The organism is Collinsella sp. AF36-3AT (genome assembly GCF_003475205.1).
GTDB lineage: Bacteria > Actinomycetota > Coriobacteriia > Coriobacteriales > Coriobacteriaceae > Collinsella > Collinsella aerofaciens_AF.
The window spans coordinates 24,839-47,637 of sequence record NZ_QROZ01000009.1 but is presented as its reverse complement, the minus strand read 5'-3'; the positions used below and the strand labels follow the sequence as shown (position 1 = coordinate 47,637).

The 22,799-nt window shown below is 60.3% G+C and carries 15 protein-coding genes; 3 read left to right on the top strand and 12 right to left on the bottom strand.

Annotated elements, in window-relative coordinates:
• Nucleotides 1-334 precede the first annotated feature (334 nt).
• The 5 genes from DW003_RS08130 to DW003_RS08110 all read right to left on the bottom strand — a co-directional run bounded on the left by DW003_RS08130 (nucleotide 335) and on the right by DW003_RS08110 (nucleotide 4,344).
• Complete coding sequence (locus DW003_RS08130; protein WP_233506782.1) at nucleotides 335-1,039, bottom strand: transaldolase; 705 nt, start codon at nucleotides 1,037-1,039, stop codon at nucleotides 335-337.
• 324 nt (nucleotides 1,040-1,363) lie between these two features.
• Nucleotides 1,364-2,755 (bottom strand): PTS ascorbate transporter subunit IIC, encoded by a 1,392-nt coding sequence (locus tag DW003_RS08125; RefSeq protein ID WP_117635569.1) that lies wholly within the window; start codon nucleotides 2,753-2,755, stop codon nucleotides 1,364-1,366.
• A gap of 71 nt (nucleotides 2,756-2,826) precedes the next feature.
• Entirely contained in the window at nucleotides 2,827-3,102 is a 276-nt protein-coding gene (locus DW003_RS08120) for a PTS sugar transporter subunit IIB (RefSeq protein WP_022094539.1), read from the bottom strand.
• Nucleotides 3,103-3,177: 75 nt separating this feature from the next.
• The gene (locus tag DW003_RS08115) at nucleotides 3,178-3,624 is read right to left on the bottom strand and encodes a PTS sugar transporter subunit IIA (protein WP_117564351.1); all 447 of its coding nucleotides are present in this window, start codon (nucleotides 3,622-3,624) and stop codon (nucleotides 3,178-3,180) included.
• A 9-nt stretch (nucleotides 3,625-3,633) separates the two neighbouring features.
• A complete protein-coding gene (locus DW003_RS08110; RefSeq protein WP_117564350.1) occupies nucleotides 3,634-4,344 on the bottom strand; it encodes a transaldolase in 711 nt (236 codons plus the stop codon).
• Nucleotides 4,345-4,692: 348 nt separating this feature from the next.
• Here DW003_RS08110 and DW003_RS08105 point away from each other — a divergent pair, with 348 nt between their 5' ends.
• A complete protein-coding gene (locus DW003_RS08105) occupies nucleotides 4,693-5,484 on the top strand; it encodes a DeoR/GlpR family DNA-binding transcription regulator (RefSeq protein WP_158548938.1) in 792 nt (263 codons plus the stop codon).
• Nucleotides 5,485-5,529: 45 nt separating this feature from the next.
• Here DW003_RS08105 and DW003_RS08100 read toward each other — a convergent pair whose 3' ends face one another.
• Nucleotides 5,530-6,357 (bottom strand): HAD hydrolase family protein, encoded by an 828-nt coding sequence (locus tag DW003_RS08100; RefSeq protein ID WP_158573214.1) that lies wholly within the window; start codon nucleotides 6,355-6,357, stop codon nucleotides 5,530-5,532.
• Nucleotides 6,358-6,432: 75 nt separating this feature from the next.
• Here DW003_RS08100 and rlmKL point away from each other — a divergent pair, with 75 nt between their 5' ends.
• Nucleotides 6,433-9,000, top strand: a complete 2,568-nt coding sequence (gene rlmKL / locus DW003_RS08095; RefSeq protein ID WP_118388498.1) for a bifunctional 23S rRNA (guanine(2069)-N(7))-methyltransferase RlmK/23S rRNA (guanine(2445)-N(2))-methyltransferase RlmL — start codon at nucleotides 6,433-6,435, stop codon at nucleotides 8,998-9,000.
• 95 nt (nucleotides 9,001-9,095) lie between these two features.
• Here rlmKL and DW003_RS08090 read toward each other — a convergent pair whose 3' ends face one another.
• From DW003_RS08090 to DW003_RS08070, 5 genes are all read right to left on the bottom strand, one after another.
• Nucleotides 9,096-9,809 (bottom strand): response regulator, encoded by a 714-nt coding sequence (locus DW003_RS08090; RefSeq protein WP_199665671.1) that lies wholly within the window; start codon nucleotides 9,807-9,809, stop codon nucleotides 9,096-9,098.
• Between the two features lie 4 nt (nucleotides 9,810-9,813).
• Nucleotides 9,814-11,439, bottom strand: a complete 1,626-nt coding sequence (locus DW003_RS08085) for an ATP-binding protein (RefSeq protein WP_118388496.1) — start codon at nucleotides 11,437-11,439, stop codon at nucleotides 9,814-9,816.
• A 113-nt stretch (nucleotides 11,440-11,552) separates the two neighbouring features.
• The gene (locus DW003_RS08080) at nucleotides 11,553-11,747 is read right to left on the bottom strand and encodes a hypothetical protein (protein WP_147352194.1); all 195 of its coding nucleotides are present in this window, start codon (nucleotides 11,745-11,747) and stop codon (nucleotides 11,553-11,555) included.
• A 61-nt stretch (nucleotides 11,748-11,808) separates the two neighbouring features.
• Complete coding sequence (locus tag DW003_RS08075; RefSeq protein WP_118388492.1) at nucleotides 11,809-13,836, bottom strand: KUP/HAK/KT family potassium transporter; 2,028 nt, start codon at nucleotides 13,834-13,836, stop codon at nucleotides 11,809-11,811.
• Nucleotides 13,837-13,995: 159 nt separating this feature from the next.
• Nucleotides 13,996-14,844 carry a nitroreductase family protein gene (locus DW003_RS08070; protein ID WP_118388490.1) on the bottom strand — a complete coding sequence of 283 codons (849 nt, stop codon included), beginning with the start codon at nucleotides 14,842-14,844 and terminating at the stop codon, nucleotides 13,996-13,998.
• A 213-nt stretch (nucleotides 14,845-15,057) separates the two neighbouring features.
• On the opposite strand from DW003_RS08070, the gene DW003_RS08065 reads away from it, so the two are divergent.
• The gene (locus DW003_RS08065) at nucleotides 15,058-17,358 is read left to right on the top strand and encodes an LTA synthase family protein (RefSeq protein ID WP_118388488.1); all 2,301 of its coding nucleotides are present in this window, start codon (nucleotides 15,058-15,060) and stop codon (nucleotides 17,356-17,358) included.
• 602 nt (nucleotides 17,359-17,960) lie between these two features.
• On the opposite strand, the gene DW003_RS08060 is transcribed toward DW003_RS08065, so the two are convergent.
• The gene (locus DW003_RS08060; protein ID WP_118388487.1) at nucleotides 17,961-22,049 is read right to left on the bottom strand and encodes a fibronectin type III domain-containing protein; all 4,089 of its coding nucleotides are present in this window, start codon (nucleotides 22,047-22,049) and stop codon (nucleotides 17,961-17,963) included.
• Nucleotides 22,050-22,799 lie beyond the last annotated feature (750 nt).

Here is a 22,799-nt window from a genome sequence, read left to right as displayed (position 1 = left end):
GGAACCGCGTTGTCCACGCGATGCCGTCGGAGCCCACGCCGCCGTCCGAGGTGACGCCGGCCGCGTAACACGAATCGTCATCCGGCGAACGAAGCCGCCAGTGGCACGCGGCGTTGCCATCCGAGCCCAGCCCCATTACTGCCCGAGACAGTTGGCGGGGTAGCACTGTCGACCCCCATCGGAATAAAGGTAGCGATTCAGCTCAGGACCTACCGACGGGTTCGTGTCGGCAGCCCCGGCCTTTCCTTTGCCTAGCGCGACCCTCGCGAAGCGCGTGAGCGATAGGGAAAGGAAAGGCCGGGGCGAACAACCCGCGGCGCAGCCAGTGTTCGCGTTACGGCAGGATATGGAAGCCCAAAGCGGCGATATCCTTGGCAAAGCCGCGCACGGTATCGAGCGAAACCTCATACGGGTCGCGACCGATGTTCTTGCGCTTGGCCAGGATGCTGTTGGGCACCGTGATGATCTGACAGCCGCAGGCCTGCGCCTGGTAAATGTTGATAAGCTCGCGCGTGGACGCCCACAGGACCTCGCAGTTGGGCTTGGCGGCGGCCTTCTTGACCGACTCCGTCATAAACGGAATGGGATCGACACCCGTGTCGGCGATACGGCCGGCAAAGAGCGAGATGATGGACGGCGTCTCGGCGTCGACAGCGTCGACCATCTCGTCGACCTGCGCAGGCGTAAAGATGGTGGTGACGTTGACCTTAATGCCGTCGGCGGAAAGCTTGCGCACCAACTCGGCCGTGGACTCGCCCTTGGTAGTCACGCACGGAATCTTGACGTAGACGTTCTCGGCCCAGGTAGCGATCTCGCGGGCCTCGACCTCCATGGTCTCGACGTCGTCGGCAAAGACCTCAAACGAGACGGACACATCGGTGATGTGGGCCAGGACCTCCTTGGCAAACGCGCGGTAATCCGTCACGCCGCCCTTCTTCATAAGGGACGGGTTGGTCGTGAAACCCTGAACGTTGCCGTTCTCGTACATGTCGAGCATGCCCTCGAGGTTTGCACCGTCAGCGAACACCTTGATTGCCATCTGCCTGATTCCTTTCGTTAGCATACGGCCGATAAACTGCTAAACACTTTACCTACGTTTATCAAGGCGTGAGCTGCGGGTTTTCATCTTCTCGGCGAACGGTTTTGCAGTTTTACCATTTTTATATCGACACCCCAGCGGCAAAACGTTTTTGCTGATCATCGCGGTTGATTCCGTTCGCGGCGCAGAGACAGCGCTTCACCGGTGCGTTTTCACAACCAGTCCAAAACAAAAAGCGGTGACGCCTCATTTGAGACGTCACCGCTTCCGTGTAGGAGCCGGTTATCGGAGCTCCGCCCGATTAGGGCTTAACGTATGCCTGGATTACTCTTCCTCAACGTGATTGATCACAGCACCCTTGGTGTGGATGAAGTTGGGGACGAAGGCGACGATCAGAAGGACAGCAAGAATCGCGTAGACACCGGTGGTACCGAAGGCCTCGGCAGCGCGGCCAAGCGTAATGCCAATGACGGAGAAATCAAAGTCGCCGAACGTAGTGTTCTTGAAGCCAAAGACGTCAAGAACGGGCAGGAGCAGGGCCGGGGCAAAGGTGATGAGCAGGCCGTTGACGAAAGCGCCAAGAGCTGCGCCCTTGCGACCGCCGGTAGCATTGCCGTAGATGCCCGCGGTAGCACCGCAGAAGAAGTGAGGAACCATGCCCGGGATGATGAAGATGCCCAGGGTAGCGCCCACGATGAACATACCGACCACGCCACCGATAAAGGAAGCGACAAAGCCGAGGATGACGGCGGTGGGAGCATAGGGGAAGAAGACGGCGCAGTCGACGGCGGGGATGGCACCGGGGATCAGCTTGTTGGAGATGCCCTGGAAAGCCGGGACCAGGTCGGCAAGGATCATACGAACGCCGTTATAGACGATGGTGACACCAACGGCAAAGGACAGGGCACAGGTCAGGGCATAGACAATCACGTTGTCGCCGCCAGCGGTCTTGGTAACGACCGCAGGATCTGCGATGTAAGCGGCGAAAGCGGTAACCAGGTAGAAGAAGGCCATGGTAAGAGCCGTGGAGATGGTAGTGTCGCGCAGGAAGGCGAACTTCTCGGGAACCTCGATCTTCTCGGTGCTGTTCTCCTCGGCGTCCTTAGCAAAAAGCGTACCGACTGCAGCGGAGATGTAATAGGCGAGTGAACCGAAGTGGCCCATGGCGATTTCATCGCCATCGGTAACCTTCTCGGTGAAACGCTGACCAACGGCGGGAAGCATAGCGCTCACGAGGCCCAGGAACATGCCGCCCACGATGACAAGCTGGACATCCTGGAAGCCAGATGCCTGCAGAACGGCAGACAGCAGGCAGGCCATAAACATGCTGTGATGGCCCGTCAGGAAGATGTACTTAAACTTGGTAAAGCGGGCAATGATAATGTTCACGACATAGCCGAGAATCAGGATCATCATGGTCTGAACGCCGAGGACGCTCTGAGCCATCGAAACAACGACCTCGTTGTTGGGCACGACGCCGGTGATGTGGAAACCGGTCTCGATGAAGGTACCCAGCGGAGCAAGGTTCTCCTGAACAACAGCGGCGCCGGCGGACAGCATGATGTAACCAAGAATGGGCTTCAGGGTGCCCGTCATCACCTTGTGGGCAGGACGCTTAAGCGCGACAAGGCCCACAAAGGCAAATAGACCCATAATCCACGCTGGCTTGGTCAGAATCGATTGGATAAACTCAAGTATGGGAAGGATGGCTTGCATCTGCGCTTCCTTTCTCTCTAACGTGGGCGCGTTTCCCTCTTCCACAGGGAACCGCCCTTTTTTGTGCCGCTTTAGGCGTTAGCGGCGGCCGCCTTGATTGCCTCGAGGGCGTCTTCGCGGATCTTCTTCTTGTTCACATAGCTGCGAACGATCACAACGTTGCCGTGGAGCTCGGGGGCGAGTTCTTTAACGGTGATGAACAGATCCGGATTTGCGGAAGAAGCACCGTTCAGGTCCATAGACTCAACGTCGGCCTTGATGCCCTCCTCCTCGCAAAGCTCCTCGACTTTGCCAGCGAGCATCAGGCTGGACCCGATGCCGTTTCCGCATACGGTGATGATATGCATGGCAACCTTCCTCTCCTACACGTGACGGTTTTCCGTCTATCCAAAAGCGGCGACGCATCGCCGTGCCATTAAGGCCTAAAAGAATGAACGCATGGTCTCCAAAACCTGCTCGGGCGTATCGCATGCGCTGAGCTTGGCAACGCAGTCCTCGTCCTCGAACATCTGCGAAAGCTCCGCCAAGCAGCCAAGATGAGCCTTGGGGTCGGGTGCGCAAATACCCACGAGCACGTGAACCGGATCGAAATCCTCGTGTCCAAACGCAATGGCAGGGTCAAGCGTGACGATACAGATCCCCGCTTCACTCACATTGCCATCTGCCTGAGCGTGGGGCATGGCGATGCCCTCTTCCAAGACCATATAGGGGCCGAATTTGTGAACCGATGAAATCATGGCGTCAACATAGCTCTGGTCGCATTTGCCAGCGTCTACGAGCAACTTACCGCATGCCTTGATCGCTTCCTCCCAGTCGGAGGCCTCGACGTGGCAGGCAACAAGCTCGGGCTTAAGAAGATCGGTCAGCATGCTCGTCCCCTACTCCTCGGGCAGGATATGAAAACCAAGCGCCTGAATGTCGCGGGCAAAGCCCTTGACCGTATCAAGCGAGTACTCAAGCAAATCTTTCCCGAAATTCTTGCGCTTGGCAAGAAGGGCATTGGGGACCGTAATGATCTGACAGCCAACGGACTCCGCCTGGAAGATATTGAGGACCTCGCGCGTAGACGCCCAGAGAACCTCGGCAGCAGGCTTAACGGCAGCCTTCTTTACGGACTCCGCCATGAGGGGCAGCGGATCGACGCCGGTATCGGCAATGCGACCGGCAAAGATGGACAGAATAGAGGGGGTCTCAGCAGAGACGGCATCGACAAACTCGTCGACCTGCTCGGGCGTGAAGATAGTGGTGACATTCACCTTGATGCCGTCGGCAGAAAGGCGCTTGACCAGCGCGGCAGTGGACTCGCCCTTAGTGTTGAGCGCCGGGATCTTAACGTAGACGTTGTCTGCCCAGGTTGCGATCTCGCGAGCCTCGGCTTCCATACCAGCCTCGTCGTCGGCGAATACCTCAAAAGAAACCGACACATCGGTAATGTGCTCAAGAACCGTCTTGGCAAAAGCGCGGTAGTCAGTCACGCCACCGGCCTTCATAAGGGAAGGATTGGTCGTGAAGCCCTGAACGTTGCCATTGTCATGCATGTCAAGCATGCCTTCGAGGTTAGCGCCGTCGGCAAACACCTTAATCGCCATGTTCGGTCCTTTCTCATCTAGCACTATTGCTATCGAAAGCCTTCTTCTTTGTTTCAAAAGCTTTTCGGCTTTCTTTTATAAACTATTTCAAAAGCCATCGAAAGCTCAATTGTCAACTTTCCGTGAACGGTCGAATATCGGGTGTGAACGTACTTCTTTTGGGCGGCACCTTCAGAATGAGACTCTTTATAGCCCGTCTACGTGCGAACTATCTGCTACGCATGCATTTGTGACATGCCATTCCGTTCTTTTGATTCATTCGAATTTGCCTTGTTCTTTTCATATCGATACGTTATATTTCGATTACGAAAGGCGCATCTTTTACCTTTTGTTCAAAAGGAGCGGCATATGGCATCTACTTCAGACCTTTCGCCGGCTGAGCGCCAGCGATTTATCATGAATTGGCTGGCCGAAAAGCCAAATATCTCGGTATCCGACATCGTTCGCCGTTTTTCGGTTTCGGAAGTCACCGCACGACACGACCTCATCTCGCTGGAATCCGAAGGCAAGCTGCGTCGCGTACGCGGTGGAGCGGTATCGCTTTCTCGCTCCAACGCAATCTCGTATCCCGAGGAGCGCATCAATGTCCAAGTCGAGGCCAAGGAGGCCATCGCCGCAACCGCAGCAACTCTTGTTGATGATGGCGATGTTCTGGTAATTGATATCGGCACCACAGGCTTTTACTTCGCTAAGGCCCTCATGGACAAGCGTGAGATCACCATTATCACCGGCGATCTTGCAATCGCGAACTACGCCAGCTTCAATCTCCCCAACGCTTCGGTAGTGCTGCTGGGCGGCTCCGTGCGCAAGGGCCACCTCTATCTCGCGGGCGCACTAACACTCGACTGCATGAGCAAACTACATGCCGACAAGGCGTTTGTCAGTGCCGATGGATTCCACCCCGACCACGGTTTTACCGTCGAGCACGACTTCTCGGCCATGATCAAGCATATGTACCTTACCAACTCAAACCAGGGCTACATGATGGTTGACCAGGGAAAGTTCAACAAGACCAGTTTTTATCAGTCCGCGCAGATCGATGACCTCGACGGCATCATCGTTGATGGAGACGACGAGGGCATCATGACGGCGGCGATCGAGAGCAGTCGCAGTCATCCCAAGCTCTATATTGCAAAATAGCTCAAATGGCCGGGTCGCCCCCACTGCGGGCGACCCGGCCATTTATTAAATCAACCCAAAGTGGCGCATCGCTGTGACGGTGCCGTCGTGTGCGACGTCGTCGGTCACGTAGTCGGCGAGCGCCTTGACCTCGGGCATGGCGTTGCCCATGGCGACAGCCGTCTCGACAGCGGCGAGCATGCCCAGGTCGTTGCCCGAATCGCCAAAGCCAAAGGTGCGCGCATTTCCCTCGCGCCCCAGGTACGCCAGCGCTCGCGCCACGCCCACGCCCTTGTCGATGCCCTTGGGGCTCAGCTCGCGATTCTGACCACCGGTGTTGCACAGCTCAAACTCGCGATCGATAAAGCCGTCATCGTTGGCAACGCGAGCCAGGTTGCACGCGTTAATGCACACCTTGCCTACGCGCAAGCGGCCATCGACGCGCATCTGATCAACGCCATGCACCACGCCGGCGCCTAGCAGAAATGACTGTTCGACACCAACTGGCTCAAGTGAATAGGTGGCACCGTTCGTCTCGAACAACGCCTCACCGCCCGCCGCGGCAATGCGGCGCGCAAGCTCCGCGATAACGTCCTCGTCAAAACAGTCCTCATGCACCACGCGGCCCTCGACCTCGAGCGTGGCGCCCGCCACGGCAACGATGCCCGCCGGATTCAGGGCACGCAGACCATCGGCAACCAGCCACAGGGGGCGGCCCGTGCAGATAAATGCCTGGTGACCCGCATTGCGCAGGCGACCAAATGCATCGACAACGGCCTTCGACGGATGGATTGCATTGAAGTCCTTATCGGTCATATCGTCGGGATCGAACGACGTCAGCGTGCCGTCCACGTCAAAAAAGAGCACAGCGGGTTCGGGACACGCATCAATCATATGGGTTCCTTTCGAGGATAAGGGCAAACGAAGCATCCATCATATAATGGAGCGACGCAACCAGAGAGGTCACCCATGGAATTTTACGCAAGCTGCCCCGAGGGCTTTGAGTCCGCACTCGCCGATGAGCTTAAACGCCTCGGGCTTTCGCATGTCCGCCGCCTGAAGGGCCGCGCTACATTTGAGGGCGAGCTCGAAGAAGGTTACCGCGCCTGTCTGTGGTCGCGCCTGGCCAGCCGCGTGTTTGTAGTGCTTGGGCGCTTTGAGGCGCAGGATGCCGATGAGTTGTACGACGGCGTTTACGACATCGCCTGGGAAAGCATCGTTCACCCGGGCGCTACCATCGCCATCACCGCCCGCGGCGTGACCGAGCAGCTGCGCAACACGCGCTTCTCGGCCCTGCGCGCCAAGGACGCGCTGTGCGACCGTCTTGCCGAGACCACGGGCCGTCGCGCCGACGTCGATGCCGCCGACCCCGATGTTCACCTACTGCTTTCGCTGCGTCAGCGCCGCGCGAGCATCAGCCTGGACCTTTCGGGCGACCCGCTGTTCAAACGCCTGCCGCCCGCTGCGACTCGTGCCGGCGAGGGCGCACACGTGTTGCGCCCCGACTACGCCGCCCTGGTGCTGGCGCAGGTCGGCTGGACCGCACTATGCGAGCGCGAGCTGACGGCCGACGATTACGAGAACGAAGCCCTTCCCACGCTGATCGATGCCTCGTGCGCCGGCGGCGGTCTGCTGCTGGAGGCCGTGAACATTCTGACCGACCGCGCCCCGGGCGCCACACGCGAGCGCTGGGGCTTTGAGGGCTGGCAGCTGCACGATGCCGCCCTGTGGGAGCAGCTGCTTGCCGAGGCGCGCGAGCGCGAGGCGGCAGCGCGCGAGCGCCAGGCGCGCATCGTGGCCGTGGATGTTGACCCCGCCGCCCGCAAGACCGCTGAGCGCATGGTTAAATGTGCCGGCTACAAGCGCTTTGTCGATTTTTGCGCCGCCAAGTCCGCCACCGTACTGGACCACGCGGGCGCTGTCGCCGGCGCCGCCGTGGTCGCGGATACGACCGAGACACCGCTTTCGCTCATGCATGACACCATGACGCTCATCGGCGAGTTGCGCCGCGCGCCCGAGCTTGCCGCGGCGCCGGTCGCCGCGCTCACCCGCGACGGATTGCTGGCCCGCGCGCTCCACACCGAGCCCGAGCGCTCGATCGCCGTCATGCCCAACAACGAAGAGGCGACCGTCGAAGTCTGGCCTTCGCTCGACCACGCCGCCGCAGCGTTTGAGGCTGCGACCAGTGCGGATGCCGAGGCCGAGGCTGCGGATGCCAACGAAGTCAACGATGAAGCCGCCGTTTCCGCCATGCCCGAGCCTGCCGCCATGCTCGACCTGGGCGACGGCAAGCCACTGCCCGTGCTCATCCCCGAGTCCGAGCAGTTCGCCAACCGCCTGCGCAAGAACGCACGTCTGCGCCGCAAGTGGGCCAAGCGCGAGGGCGTGAGCTGCTACCGCGTCTACGATGCCGACCTGCCCGACTACTCCGCCGCCATCGATCTGTACGAGGGTTGTCCGCAGACGCCGGGCCGCTGGCTCGTCATCGCCGAATACGCCGCGCCCAAGACCATCGACCCCGCACTGGCCCAGGCCCGCATGCTCGACATTCTGGCCATCGCGCCGCGCATCCTAGATGTTCCCGCCGAGCACGTGCACGCCAAGGCCCGCATGCGTTCGCGCGGCGGCTCGCAGTACGGCAAGCAGGGTGCCGGCAAGGGCGGATCGGGCGAACGCGCCAACATCGCGCGCCGTCGCCTCCCGCTCATCGAAGAGGGCGGGCTCACCTTTGCCGTCAACTTTGACGACTATCTGGATGTGGGCATCTTCCTGGACCACCGCGTCACCCGCAACCTAGTGCGCGAGCACGCCAAGCAGGCGCGCCGCTTCCTCAACCTGTTTGCCTACACCGGCACTGCCACCTGCTATGCGGCAGACGGCGGCGTCGAGGAGACCGTGACGGTCGACCTCTCCAACACCTATCTGGACTGGGCCGAGCGCAACATGCGCCAGAACGGCTTTGTGGGACCGCAGCATCATTTTGTGCGCGACGACGTGCTCGCCTGGATTCGCGACCAGCGCCAGACGCGCAACCGCTGGGACCTGATCTTTGTCGACCCGCCCACGTTCTCGAACTCGTCCAAGATGGGCCGTCGCACCTGGGATGTTCAGCGCGACCATGTTGAGCTTTTGGCCGGCGTGTCGCGCCTGCTCGCACAGGGCGGTCATGCCATCTTTAGCTGCAATCTGCGCGGCTTCCGCCCCGAAACGCGCAAGCTCGCGCGCGCGGGCGTCGTGCTGGAGGACATTACAGCGCAGACCATCCCCGAGGACTTCGCACGCAATCAGAAGGTGCACCATTGCTATATCGTGCGCCGCCTGCCCATCGAGGACGCCATGGCCGAAGCCGGCTTTAGCGCCGAGGAGATTGCCGAGCGAACCGAGGAGCTGCGCAACCCCGAAGCCCGCAAGCCTCGCGCAGCATCGCCCGCGCACGCGCAGGCCGGCGACCGAGGACCGCGCGGCGACGGCAAGTCTGCCGGTGCAGGCAAGCCCAAAAAGAAGAAGTTCTACGCCAGCAAGCCCAAGGGCAAATAAACAAAGTTGCGGTGGAATAGTTCCTAAAAATGCCTGGTAAAGGCCCAAACAGGAACTATTTCACCGCAGCTCATAGTGGGATGGCGGGTGCCGTCCTACCCTTGGGTGACCAGGCGATAGCCGATACCCACGTGCGTCTGGATGTAGCGCGGGTGCGCGGGGTCGGACTCGATCTTCTTGCGCAACGTGCCCATAAAGACGCGCAGGCTCGCCAGGTCGCTCTTGGTCGCCGTGCCCCAGATCTCGTGCAAGATAAACTGGTGCGTCAGCACCTTGTCGGCGTTATGCGCCAGCAGGCACAGCAGCTTGTACTCGATCGGCGTCAGGTGCAGCTCCTCGCCGTCCATCGTTGCGATGCCGGCGTCAAAATCGATATGCAGCTCACCGGTATCGAACGAGCCCTCGGAGGCAACGCCGCCCGCCTGCGCATACGAAAGGCGCCTGAGCGTGGTGCGAATGCGCGCGAGCAGCTCCTCGACCGAAAACGGCTTAGTCAGGTAGTCATCGGCGCCGGCATCGAGCGCTCGGATCTTGTCCGCGTCCTCGCTGCGCGCCGAAACCACGATGATCGGCATGCCCGACCACGCGCGCACTGACTCCACCACCTTGACGCCGTCCATATCGGGCAGGCCCAGATCGAGCAGCACAATGCTCGGCGCCTGCGACGAAGCGGCGGCGATGGCGGCGTGGGCGGTCTCCACAGCCATATGGCGCAAACCGTGCGCCTCGAGCGCGGCGACGATAAGGTTGCGGACGGCGGGATCGTCCTCAACGACCAAGATGAGCGGTTTCACGGCAGAGTTCGGCACAGCGCTACTCCTTATCAAACGAAACGTCGGCGGCGGGAAGCTCAATCGTAAAGACCGAACCGTGAGGGTCCGCCGCGGTAACCTCTATGCTACCGCCATGTGCCAGCGCAATGGAGCGGCAGAGCGAAAGCCCCAAGCCCACACTGCGGCAGCTGTCGGCCAGGCCATGGTTGGCGGTGTAGAACGACTCAAAGATTCGCTCGCGGTCCTCGGGCGCAATGCCCGGGCCATCATCAGCAACCGAGCACGCCACGCATCCATCATGGACGCCAATCGAGATTACGATATGCGAGCCCGCAGGCGTATAGGCGATGGCGTTGTTCACCAGATTGACCACCAGCTGCACCATCAGGCGCGCGTCGACGTTGACGAGCGCCGGCTCATCGCACGCCACTACCTTAAGGTCATGCTCGCGCACAGCCGGATTTACATGACGCAGCGCCTCCTCGACGATATCGTCCATGAGCTCGAGCGTGGTCGACAGGTGCATGCCGCCGCCCTCGAGCTTGGTGATGGCGAGCAGATTCTCGACAGTGGCGTTGAGCCATTGCGCGTCCGAGCGAATGGATAGGAGCATGCCGCGGCGTGTCTGGTCGTCGAGCACGGCCGTGCCGGTCGAGCCCTGGTCGAGCAGCACATCGGCATTACCCGAAATACTGGTAAGCGGCGTGCGCAGGTCGTGCGAGATGGAGCGCAGCAAGTTGGCACGCAGCTGTTCGTTTTTGGCGAGCACCGCCGCTTCCTCGCGAGCCTCCATGGCGCGGGCGCGATCGAGCGCCAGCTCGCCTTCGCTCACGATGGCATCGGCAAGCGTCCGCTCCTCGGGCGTCAGCGCATCGGGCTCGGCGACAATGGCGAACACCCCCACCACCGAGGCGGGATCGCCCGCGCGCACCATGGTGTCGCCCGAGCGCACGGTCAGGTATATGCCGTAGAACGCCGAGGCGCCATAGGTGGCATCGAGCGGCGTTCCTACATAGGCGGACGCCGAGAGCCGCGGCGGCATCTGCGGCGCCAGCTGGTGTACCGGCGCGACATCGCCCACGGCCGTGTACGTCGTGCGCGGCAGCAGGTCATCGTTATCGGCATCGGCGCTATACCACACGACCGGACAGTCCGAAAGACGCGCCAGCTGCGTTGCCATAGCGTGCACAATCTGTTGCTGATCGCCACACCGCTGCAGCATGCGGTTGGTCTCGAGCACCATCTGCGTGCGACGGTCGCTGGCGGCAGCCTGCGCCAAGGCGCGGCGCAGGGCCAGCGCGATTGAGCTCGACACGAGCGAGACCGCAAACATAATGAAGAACATGCCGGGATAGACGCGGTCGATAAACGACAGCGCGTAGCGCGGGTCGACAAACAAGAAGTTGTAGAGCGCCACGGCGGCAGCCGAGCTCAGCAGGCAGTACAGGCGGCTCCAGGTAAAGAAAGCGCACAGCTGCACGGCGAACACATAGACGATCATGATGCTCGGCGCGAGCCCCGGATGGTCGAGCAGCGCGCCCACAATCGTCGCCGCGACCAGTAGCCCCACCGACACGCAGGCGTCATACAGAGGAGTGCGGCGCGTCAGCGTTGTGCGCCGCCACCAAAAGCTATCGGCAATATCGCCGTCCGTACGGACGTCCATCAGCGCCCCGCCCCTCTCTCAAAAACAAAAACCACCACAAAGGGGACAGGCACCTTTGTGGTGGTTCTCCCTTGTGGTGGTTTCAAGTGTATAGCCTTTGCAGCCCGCGGTCGCTAGACAAACAGCACGTGCGCGAGCAGCGCGCACACGCATGCCGCGGCAAACACCGTCACCACGATCGAAATCACGCGATCGGCCATGTCCATGTTGGTACGATTCGTAAAGAACCGATCTTCGGCGGCGTCGGCGCGTGCCTCACGCACCATCTCGGCAGCCACCTCGCGGCCATCAAGTATCTTTGCATCCATGTTTGCCTCCCCGGTCTCAACCTCGTCCATCGAAAACCAACTCCATGCAACCTGTCGGCGCTTACGGGCGCTCGTTGGGGGCTAGGCGATGCATCTTGTTCACGGCCTTGAACTTGGTGAACAGCGGCACATACTCAAAGCTCACGTTGGAGTTCTCCAGGCCATACCAGCGCGCCGGCGTACCGGCAAAGCGGCGGATGATGTACTTGAGCGTGATGGCCGTACGCTCGCTCGGCTCCACGTCACTCTCGGGCGCCAGGAGCTTGCGGATCATGACGAACTTGAACGTACCGATGTTGCCCGGATCCTTGTAGACCGAGTAGTCATGCATCTGCGGCGGCAGCTCGCCAGTGGCGGCCAGATCCTGAACAACCTGGCGCAGGTAGGCGTTCACGCGCTGGTTAACCTTGTAGCCCAGGTACAGATGCACGCGGAAAACATAGTCGGTGCCAAACGTCTCGACCGAATAGGCAAAGGTATGCGGCTCGTCCATGGTCTCGACGTTCACGAACCACCAGGCGCGGGCGCGCTTGGGATGCTTGTCCAGAATCGAGTAGACGATATCGCGGTCGATGTAGTCGGTATTGGTGTCCTTGGTCAGGTACACGATGTTGTCGCTCATAGGCTCGTAGCGATCGTCGTCGCGCAGGCGCTTGAGCTGCGGCAGATAGCTGCGCAGCGGCAGCAGCGTAAACTGACGCCGCTCGACCGCTGTGCCGTTGTACCAGCACACCATAACGCCCATGATGAGCAAGGCCATAAGGATGGTGAAGTAACCGCCGTGGAAGAACTTGGTGAGCGAACTCACGAAGAAGAAGCCCTCGAGCATAAGGAAGAACGCGACGAAGATATACGGGACGACCTTAAGGCCGCGATCAACATGCAAGTAGAAGAAGAGCAGCAGCGTCGTGCACATCATGGTCAGGGTAATCGCCAAGCCGTAGGCGGCCTCCATGTGCGCCGAGCTCTGGAACAGCAGCACCACGACGACGCAGCCCACAAGCATGACGTTGTTGACCATGGGAATATAGAGCTGGCCCTTGGTCTCGGCAGGATAGAAGACCTGCATGTGCGGCATGAGGTCCAGGCGACTGGCCTCGGACACCAGCGAGAATGCGCCGGTGATGAGCGCCTGCGAGGCAATGATGGCCGCGACGGTGGAAAGGCCGACGGCAAAGGGACGCAGACCCGGGGCGAGCATCTGGTAGAAGGGGTTGAGGTCGGCGATACCCATGAGCTCCGGGTTGCCGGCGTTGTTGATAAGCCAAGCGCCCTGGCCCATATAGGACAGCAGCAAGCAGCACTTGACGAACGGCCAGGTGGCGTAGATGTTGCCGCGGCCCACATGGCCCATGTCGGAGTAGAGCGCCTCGGCACCGGTAGTGGCGAGGAAGCAGCTGCCCAGAATCATGATGCCCGCATGGTTGTTGGGGCTCAGCAGAAAGCCGATGCCGCGCAGCGGGTTGAGGCACAGCAGCACCGCGGGGTACTGGAAGACAAAGAACAGGCCCGTACCGCCCAGGAACAGAAACCACAGCGTCATGATGGGGCCAAAGGCACGGCCGATCTTGGCCGTACCGATGCGCTGCACCAAGAAGAGCACAATGATGATGGCAAGCGTGATGGCCACGACGCGGCCCTGATCGTCGCCCAACACAGCATGGACTGCCGGGATGGTGCGCAAGCCCTCGATGGCCGTGGTGACGGTAACGGCAGGCGTCAGGATGCCGTCGGCAAGCAGCGCGGCGCCGCCCAGCATGGCGGGGATGATGAGCCACTTGCCGCAACGCTTGACCAGGCTGTACAGGGCAAAGATACCGCCCTCGCCGTGGTTGTCGGCGCGCAGCGAGATCAGCACGTACTTGACGGTCGTCAGCAGCGTGACCGTCCACACGACAAGGGAGAGCGCGCCGAGCACGAACTCCTGCGTAACGCTTCCGATGCCACCATTGCCGGCAACGAGCGCCTTGGTTACATACATGGGGCTGGTGCCGATATCGCCATACACCACGCCCAGCGTGACGAGCATCGCCGAGATGCTCACAGGAATCGCAGCGTGCGAGGCTGCCTCCTTGGCCTTTTGTTCCATAAGCCGGTTTCCTCCCAACTTTAATGTTCGAAGGGATTATAGGCAATCGGCCTGCGCTTGCACGGCACCGTTTTCCCAGCTAGATAAAGATTTATACAGTCTTTAGGCCACCGCGGCGATATGGAATGTGACAAAGGGACTGTCCCCTTGTCACATTCGTCATTTTCCGAGCCAGTTTTTGAACCACCACTCCATGGAGCGGCTCATCTCGGCCATAAAGGGACTGGTGTGCTTGCGGGTGTAGATATCCACCACGCGCTCGCCCACCTCGCGGGCGTGCGGGCGAAACATCGCATCCATCTCGGCCACCTGCGCGTCCATGGTCGCGGCATCCGCACGGCAGTAGCGCTCCTCGTGTACCAGGTTCACCACGGGATGCGCGATCGCCGGGCGCTCCTTGCGGGGCGTGCCGATGATGAGCATCGACAGCGGCATGGTATACGGAGGCAGATCCAGCAGCTCGGCCACTTCCTCGGCATTCTCGACGATATCACCGATATAGCAGCTCCCCAAGCCCAGAGCCTCGGCGGCAACCACGGCGTTTTGCGCGGCGATCACGGCGTCCTGGGCCGCGATGGCAAAGTCGCCCAAACCCGGCGCGCGGCGGGGCGCCTTGCCCGTACGCTCGACAAACTCGGGCTCAAAGCAGCCCACGTGCTCAAACAGATCGATCCACTTGGCATAATCGACCACAAATATTAGTGCCCAGGGCGCCTTGGCGATCATGGGCTGGTGATCGCACAGGTCGGCCAGACGATCCAGCGTAGCCTGCTCGCGAATGCTCACGATGGAATACATCATCATGGCGCCTGCCGACGGCGCACGGCTCGCCGCATGCAGAATCGCCGCCCGCTGCTCGTCGGTCACCGCCACGGGCCGGCCGTCGTCATCGCGCGCAAAAGCGCGCGTGGAGGAACGGTGCTCCAACGTGTCCAGCACCGCGTTGCCCGTGGTCTCGACCGGATAGCCACACGTATCCACAGCCTTGGTGCAAACCTGCTCGTTCATCGCCTCATCCTCGCTAATTCTTTAAGAAGCCTTTACGTTTCCGTGTAATTCCCGTCCATTATCGCGCAGGTCGCCGCTACATTGCGCAACACCGCCACGCACGCGCGTTATTATGGCTGGTTGTTGTGCGCAGTCACCAAATGCGGCGCATATCTTGGTAACAATCGGGTAAACCCCCGCTTTCGTAGGTTTTAGTTTGTGAGGAGTCTCAGCATGTTCGCTGCCGCCATCTCGCTCGTCGGTCTTGCGGCGACCGTCTACCTTGTCTTGCGCGAGGCCAAGGCCATTCGCGCTCAGTCGGGCACCGTTGCCAAAAGCGCTCTTGGGTGGAGCGTCGCCTTCGGCCTGTTCCAGCTCTTTTTGACCATTTGGGGTGCCATTGGCCTCGTCGCCCAAAACGAGCCGCTCGCCTTTGTGATGCTCATCCTGACCAACGCCATCCTCACCGGATGCGCTTGGGCCAGCATCGCCCGCGACCGCATCGCCCCGCGCGTCTTTGCGTTCGCCGAGCCCGACGCCCCCGCCCCCACCGGCAAGCTCGCTCGCCTGCGCGGCGCCTTTGTGGGCAAACCGCTCGTCGCCGCCGTCCTGTGCCTGCTGCTCGCCGGCGTCTTTGCGCTGCTGGGCATGGAGGTCTCGTCCAACCACGACTTTACCTGGGTCTACCCCCTGTGTATCCTGCTCGAGTGGGCCATCATCACCACGCTCATGGCCGGCTTGTTCTTCCTGTTCCAGCGCCACGGCGCAGCCCCCGCCGTCCTGGCCTTTGCCCTCTTTATCCTGGGCATTGCCGAGTTCTTCGTCATCACGTTTAAATCCATGCCCATCCAGCCGGGCGACCTTTCGGCCATCTCCACCGCCGCCGCGGTCGCCGGCAACGGCTACACCTTCTCCATCTCGCTGTTCTGCGTGCTGTCCATGGGCTTTACCGCCATCGCCATGCTGCTGTGCGAGTACGCCGGCCTGGTGGCACCGCACCGCCAGAAGGGCGCCGCCAACGCCAAGCGCATGCTGCTCACCAACCTGCTCGTGGCGGTGCTATGCCTGGGCGGCGTGACCGCGCATGTCACGCTCATTGACTACTACAACACCCTCGGCATCACCGTCTACACCTGGCGTCCGCTCGAGAGCTACTGGCGCGAGGGCTACCTGCCTGCCTTTATTAGTGCGGCGCAGTCCATCAAGCCGCCCAAACCCGCCGACTACTCCGTCGACGATGCCAAGGCCACGCTCAAAAAGTACGCCAAGGCCTACGACAAGTCCGACGCGGCCAAGAGCGACGAGCGCGCCGCCGCCCAGGAGCAGTTCGACAGCGAGAAGCCCACGGTCATCGCCATCATGAACGAGACGTTCTCGGATCTGTCGATCTACCAGAACATGCGCGCCGGCTACGAGGGTCCGCAGTACTTTAAGAGCCTGTCCAACTGCCTCAGCCGCGGCAAGCTCTATGTGAGCGCCTACGGCGGCGGTACGGCCAATACCGAGTTTGAGTTTATGACCGGCAACTCCATGGCCAACCTGGGCTCGGGCGTGTACCCCTACACCATCTACAACATGGAAACGACCGGGAATCTGGCAGAGCAGTTCAAATCGCTCGGCTATTCCACCACGGCCATGCACCCCAACCACGCGACCAACTGGAACCGCGAGAACGTCTACAAGGACTTTGGCTTTGACCAGTTCCTGTCCATCAACGATTTCCAAGGCGCCGATACCCTGCGCGGCATGGTGACCGACCAGGCAACCTACGACAAGATTCTTGAGCTGCTCGACCAGAACGCCGATCCGCAGTTCATCTTCGACGTGACCATGCAGAACCACTCGGGCTACGACACGGGCCTGCTGCCGGTCGACAAGCAGATGCACCTGAACATCGACACGACCGACCTGGACGCCAAGACCGTCGAGGACGGCACGCTCTCCGATGTCGACGAGTATGTCTCGTGCATCGAGCAGTCCGATCAGGCGCTGCGCTACTTCCTCAACGCCCTGAGCAAGCTCGACCGTAAGGTGGTCGTGGTGTTCTGGGGCGACCACCAGCCGTTCTTCCCGTCTAAGTTCAACGATAAGTGGTTTACCGGCGAGGACGATGCCACCCATCAGGAGCGCTTGTGGCAGACCGACTACATCATTTGGGCTAACTACGACGTTGCCGGTTGCGACCAGACGAGTGAGACCGACGACCTGTCCACCAACTACCTGTCTACCCAGCTCATGCAGCTGATCGGCGCACCGCTGACCGACTACCAGAAAGCGCACATGACGCTGCGCGAGTCGCTGCCCGCCATCAACTCGGTGGGCTACGAGGACGCCAGCCTGCGCTGGGCACTCTCCTCCAACGTCACCGGTGACGACGCCGCCGCAGCAGCCGCCACCAAGGCGCGCGAGGATTACGCCAAGATGCAGTATTACGAGATGTTCCGCGACGGCAAGAACGTCTACACCGAGCATTTCCAGACCGAGGCCAACGAGACCGACCCCAACCTGGCGCCGGGTACGACCAAGATTAAATAACGGCTAGCTGCGAGTTCATAACTGAAACGTCTGTCCGGGCGGAGGCATATAAGGTTCCCTGCTCGGACAGACGCCATGTTGTTGGAGCGCGGCTTGTCATAGGGGTATCCGCTGAACATATATAAGTCGAAGGCCACGTCTTGTGGCCTTTTTTGCATCCGGAAACCGTGTCCCAGAATTCACGTCCGGAATGGGATGCAGTTTCCGCTTGGGACCCGATTGGGAAAGTGTGTCCCACTATTCAGCTGGATTCCGGGATGTATTTTCCGGTTGAGGCTCGTTGGGAAAGTGCGTCCCACTTTGGGGGCTGATTCTGGGACGTGGTTTCCGGTTGGCTCTCATTGGGAAAGTTCATCCCATTTCTCGGCCTAATTATGGGACGCAGTTTCCCGTTGAGGACCCTTTGGGAAAGTGCGTCCCGGTCTGGGCGCTCAAACTGGGATGGATTTTCCGGATGAGGGCTTGACGGAAAATGTGTCTCGTTCCGGGCGCTAATTGTGGGATGCAGTTTCCGCTTGCGGAGTCTCCACTCAACAGAAAACCCGGGTGGCCTGTTTTTTGGCTACCCGGGTTTTTGGGTTGTCGATATGTTCGACTGGCTACTAGTGGGTCTTGCGGCGCTTGATCAGCATGATGAGGGCTATCACTACGAGCGTTGCTCCCGCTGCTGCTGCGGTGGCGACTAGGGCGAATGTTTGGTCGCCGGTGTTTGCGAGGTTCTTCGCTGTGGTCGTAGTCTTGACCTTGGTGTCGGTCTTAGCTCCGTTGTCGGACTTGGGCTTGTCCGGGTTCGTCGGGGTCTCAGGAGTCTCGGGGTCCTTTGAGCCTTCGGAATCGGTTGGGCCGGCGGTGTTTACCAGCGTATGGTCCAGGAACTTCTTGGCGCCCGCACTTGCCTGTGAGAACAGGCGGCGCGTGCGGATCGGGGTGGCGTTCACCGTTGTGGGCGCCGTCTCCTCGGCCTCGATATTCACGAGCGTCGTGCCGGTGTCGAGGCCCACGTCGCTGTATCCCACGTGGCAGTAATACTGCGCACCGTCATCGTCTGCGGTCAGGTCAATCTCGAGCTTTGAGGCCGTTCCAGCCGCGAGGTTGCCATCGGCACCCACGAGCTTAAACTCTGTCTCGCCGCGGCCCTTGCGGTACCACATATAGGTCGGTGCCAGCCCTGTTTCGCTATCGTCGGCACCGAGTTGCTTCACATGGCCAATCGCCGAGAGCGTCAGGTGGCTTCCCGCCGTGCGCTCAACCGAAGAGTCGTATCCAAGATCCGACCCCTCCGCAGTATCCGCCGCAGGTCCGCTCACGGTCATCGTCATGCCATCGGGCATGGTCTTGACTGTGATGATTGCCGAGCGAATACCTGTTTCGGTCGTGGATCCATTCTTAACGGCGGCGATGGCGAATCGATACTCCGTATTGGGCTGCAGCCCATCCCACTTGAGCGAGGTCTGCGTGTTGTCGGCAATCTTCCAGCTATTGACGACCGCATCCGCCGCATTGCTCTGCAGCATGCCCACGCCGTAGCTAAAGCCACTCTTGTTTGCGAGTACATCGTCCCAGCTAAACGTAACGCTGGTCGAATCGACGGCGTTTGCCGTAAAGCCCGTCACGGCCGGCGCTTCGGGCATCTCGACGTCCTTAACGTCATAGCCCACGATCCAGAACTGGTCGGTGTCCTTGGTGCCGAGCTTGTCGCCCGAGTCTGCCTCGAACTTGTCGACATCCACCGCGTTGACGCCCAGACGCCGCACAAAACCGTACTTGCCCTGCGCGGCCTCGGGCAGGTTGTCGACGGTGCCGCCGTATTCGGTCGATTCACTCGAGGAGTTACCCGTAGTAAAGCCGGCGTTGGCACCAAAGCACAGGCCGCCAAACAACTCGTGCTTTGCGAGCTTCGCGCCCATGACAACGCTGCCGTTCAGCGTCAAGCCGAGCTCGAGCTCCTGCTCCTTGCCCTCCTCGACTTCGATGGTCTGCTCAATGCTCGCCCCCGACTGCGCGGCGGCGCCGTTAAACCCATCGTGCGTGTAGGCGCGCGTTACGCCAGGCTTGCCCAGGCCAAAGGAATCCCCAATGGGAGTCTCGCCGTTGAGCGTCGTTTGATAGGTTCCGGGTTCTCCCGACCGGTTGGTCAAAAAGTAGCTGAGCGGCGTCATATTGTGCTGTTTGGCAATGCGGTCATAGGCCTCGACATTAACGACCGAGGTCTGCGCGCCGAGCGACACGGGCGCCGCCATCACGCCCTTGCCACCAGTTTCCTCATTTTCGATCTCATACTCGTAATAGACCATCGGAATCGTGTAGAGCACGGCCTTGTCACCCTCGCCGGCATGCGACTCATAGCTTACGCTTGCGCTGACCGTGCGCTCGCTCCGGTAGTCATAGCATCCCTCGGCGGCAAAATCGACTGAAGCATTCATCGCGACCAGGGGCGGACCGGTCTGCACCTCGACGGCAACGCCCAACTCGGCGCCAATGGTATAGCCCTGGGATGTCCCCGTGCCCTTTTCCTCTCCGTATGACGTGCCGCCCAACACCAGATAGCCGTATGCCTGCTCCAGATCCTCAACATAGGGCGCATCCTGCAGCACGGCAAGCACGCGCGGGTTGGTATAGACCTTGTAGCGGTCCTTGTACGTGATCTTGACGCTGTCGTTGTCGACATCGGGCAGCGCGAGCGAGATAAATGTGCCATAGGTAGTGCCGCGACGGTTGCTCTCGCTAATCACCTGCTCCTCGCCGCGGCGCACCTTTCCGTTCTCGTCGAGCGAAAAATGCGAGGCGGTCATCCAATAGTAGTCATCGTTCTTGCGCAGGTCCTCGTCGCGGTGCTTGCCCACCACGGCGATAAAGCTCTCGTTATAGCGGTCCGAACCCGAGACGCTGCCCGCCTTGACGTCGCTGATCCACACCTGCTCTATACCCTTGTGGTCATGCTTGTTGCTGCTGTTGTATTGCTGACCGCTCATGCTCATGGTTCCGACCATGGACCCCAAGCCCTGAGCCCCGCTCTGTGCCGTGTTGCAGGCAAAGTCGCGGAACACATCGCCGCCCACGAGCACCTCGTCGACCGCCAGCTGCTCGGACAGGCCGTCAAGGTTGGCAGTGGCAAGGGCAATAGGCGCCAAGGTGCACGGATAGCGCTTATCCTGAGCGCTATCCTTCCATGCGCTGTTGGGCACATGCATCAGCCCATAGGAGGCGAGGAGCCCGTCTCTGCATTCCTTGCAATCGGAAAGCTTGAACTCGCCAGACTCCGAGTCATAATACGCGTAGCGGTACAGCGCGCCGTACAGCCCCTTGCTGCCGTCAGAAGCGCCGTAATCAAAAGCGCTGCGTTGCCAGTCATAGCCCGCAAGAATAAGGCCCGTGACGGTTTCACCCGTCTTCTTTCCTTCTTCATCGTAGGCGGCAAACGTGCCGAACGTCGCATTCGCAGCGACCATGGTCTTGCCGTTCGCGGAGAGGGAGATTGCGCCCGCGTCGCCCAGAGCATCGACATGGACGAGCGCACCCTTGGATGCATCCCACGAAAACAGCTCGCAATGCGTCGACTTATCAATATTCTTCTTGCCGTAGGGTGCCGAGACCACGATGGCGAGGTCATCGCAAAAATCGCGATCGAGGTCGCCGGCCGCTAGCGAAACGACAGGAGCTGACTGAAGCTGCGTCCAGGAGTCGTTCCCGCCCTTGTTGTGCGTGGTGTAGTCCGCGGCGTTACCGGCATCGATCTTGACGACGCTTTGCTTCCAGTTGCCGCCCTCCAAGTCATACATGTCGACTACAGCCTTGCGCACGCCGTTCTCGTCGACATAGCAGCCCGCGTAGACAAAAAGCTCGTCGACGCCGTCGCCATCGACATCGCCCGCCTCGACATCAAAGACGGCGTCGTGCTCTTGCAGGTAACCGGCATCCAGGTACTTAAAACGGCCTTCGTACATCATATTAGTGTTGACCGTCACCGGCAGGTGTGTGTCGAGAGTGCGCGTACGCCCGTTGCTAAACGAGTAGAGGACCAGCTCAACCTTTCCGGCGTATGACTTGCCGTCAATCGTCGTGGAGGAACTGTCGCCGTAGGCACGGAGCTCGGCAACGCGGCTCTTTTTGCCCATGCTGGCGTCGCTGCAGAACTCAACACTCGTGGCGTGAATGCCCGAGAAACCGTTGTTGTCGTTGGCGAGTACTGTTGAGGACTCATTGTTGCTTAGGTACGACCAGGTGCCGCCACCGTAGTCGCTATGCTTGTAGAGACCGCTGTTCGTATCGAAGTTGTTGACGTTTTGCCAGAACTTTGCGGCGCCCCACACACTTCCATAGCCATCGGTGAGTTTGCTGCTGCCGCCAATGTCACCGCGCTCGACGTTCTCGAGCTTGTCGCGCAGAGTGTAGCGATTGCCATGGCTACCGTTAGCTGCCATATAGACCTCGCTGCGCGTGGCAAACGTCGTGGGGGTATCAGTGGAATAGGGGCCAACGGTATCGGCCGGAATGTCCTCGCTCGTGCCCAGACCCAGGGCTTGATAATCCTGCTCGGTCATATCGGTGATTGCGGGCGCGTCTGCCGCCTGGGCAACCTGGGGCGTGGCCGTGAAGCAGGCGACGCTCGTGGCGATCAACGCAGCAAGCGCCGCCGTCCCAACAAGCGGGATTTTCGACAGCCTACGGATACGGGGGTGTGGAACGTACATGAGGGACCTCGCTTTACTCGAGTGGAGTGGACTCATTTTTGCAAATGATACGTCCGATGCCCGATATCACGTGTCTCATTTTCGCCAACGGCGTGTCTCATTTTTGAGAATCCGAGATGCCGCGGAAATCTTATCCCAGCTCAAAGGCCATTTCTGGGATGTATTTTCCGTCGAGTGCCTCATCGGGAAACTGCATCCCATTTCAAGCGTCGATTCTGGGACGCACTTTCCCCTTAGACCCTCAACCGGAAACCGCATCCCACTTTGAGCGCAAATTCCGGGATGCATTTTCCGCTTGAGCCTCATTGGGAAACGGCGTCCCACTTTGAGGGCTGATTGTGGGATGCATTTTCCGGTTTTGCTCTCATTGGGAAAATGCATCCCGTTTCTTGACCGAATAATGGGACGCAATTTCCCGTTGGAGCGCCTTTGGGAAAGTGTGTCCCACTTCGACCGCCCAGAGTGGGATGCACTTTCCGCAAAGCACCTCAACGGGAAACTACGTCCCATTCCAAAGGCAAATTCCGGGACGCATTTTTCGAAAGCCTGCCCATCCGGAAAGCCCGTCCCACTTTGGACGCATCCGGGCACGGAACCATCGACCTATCAGGCCTCCCATCAATAAAGAGGCGTCCTCCCGGACGGCGGGGCACGAAGTTCATCGCGAGTTCCGCACGCAAAGAAGGCCACTTAATGTGGCCTTCGTCTTGCGCAGGACTGTAGAGCAGGGAACTTCGTGCCCCGACGCCC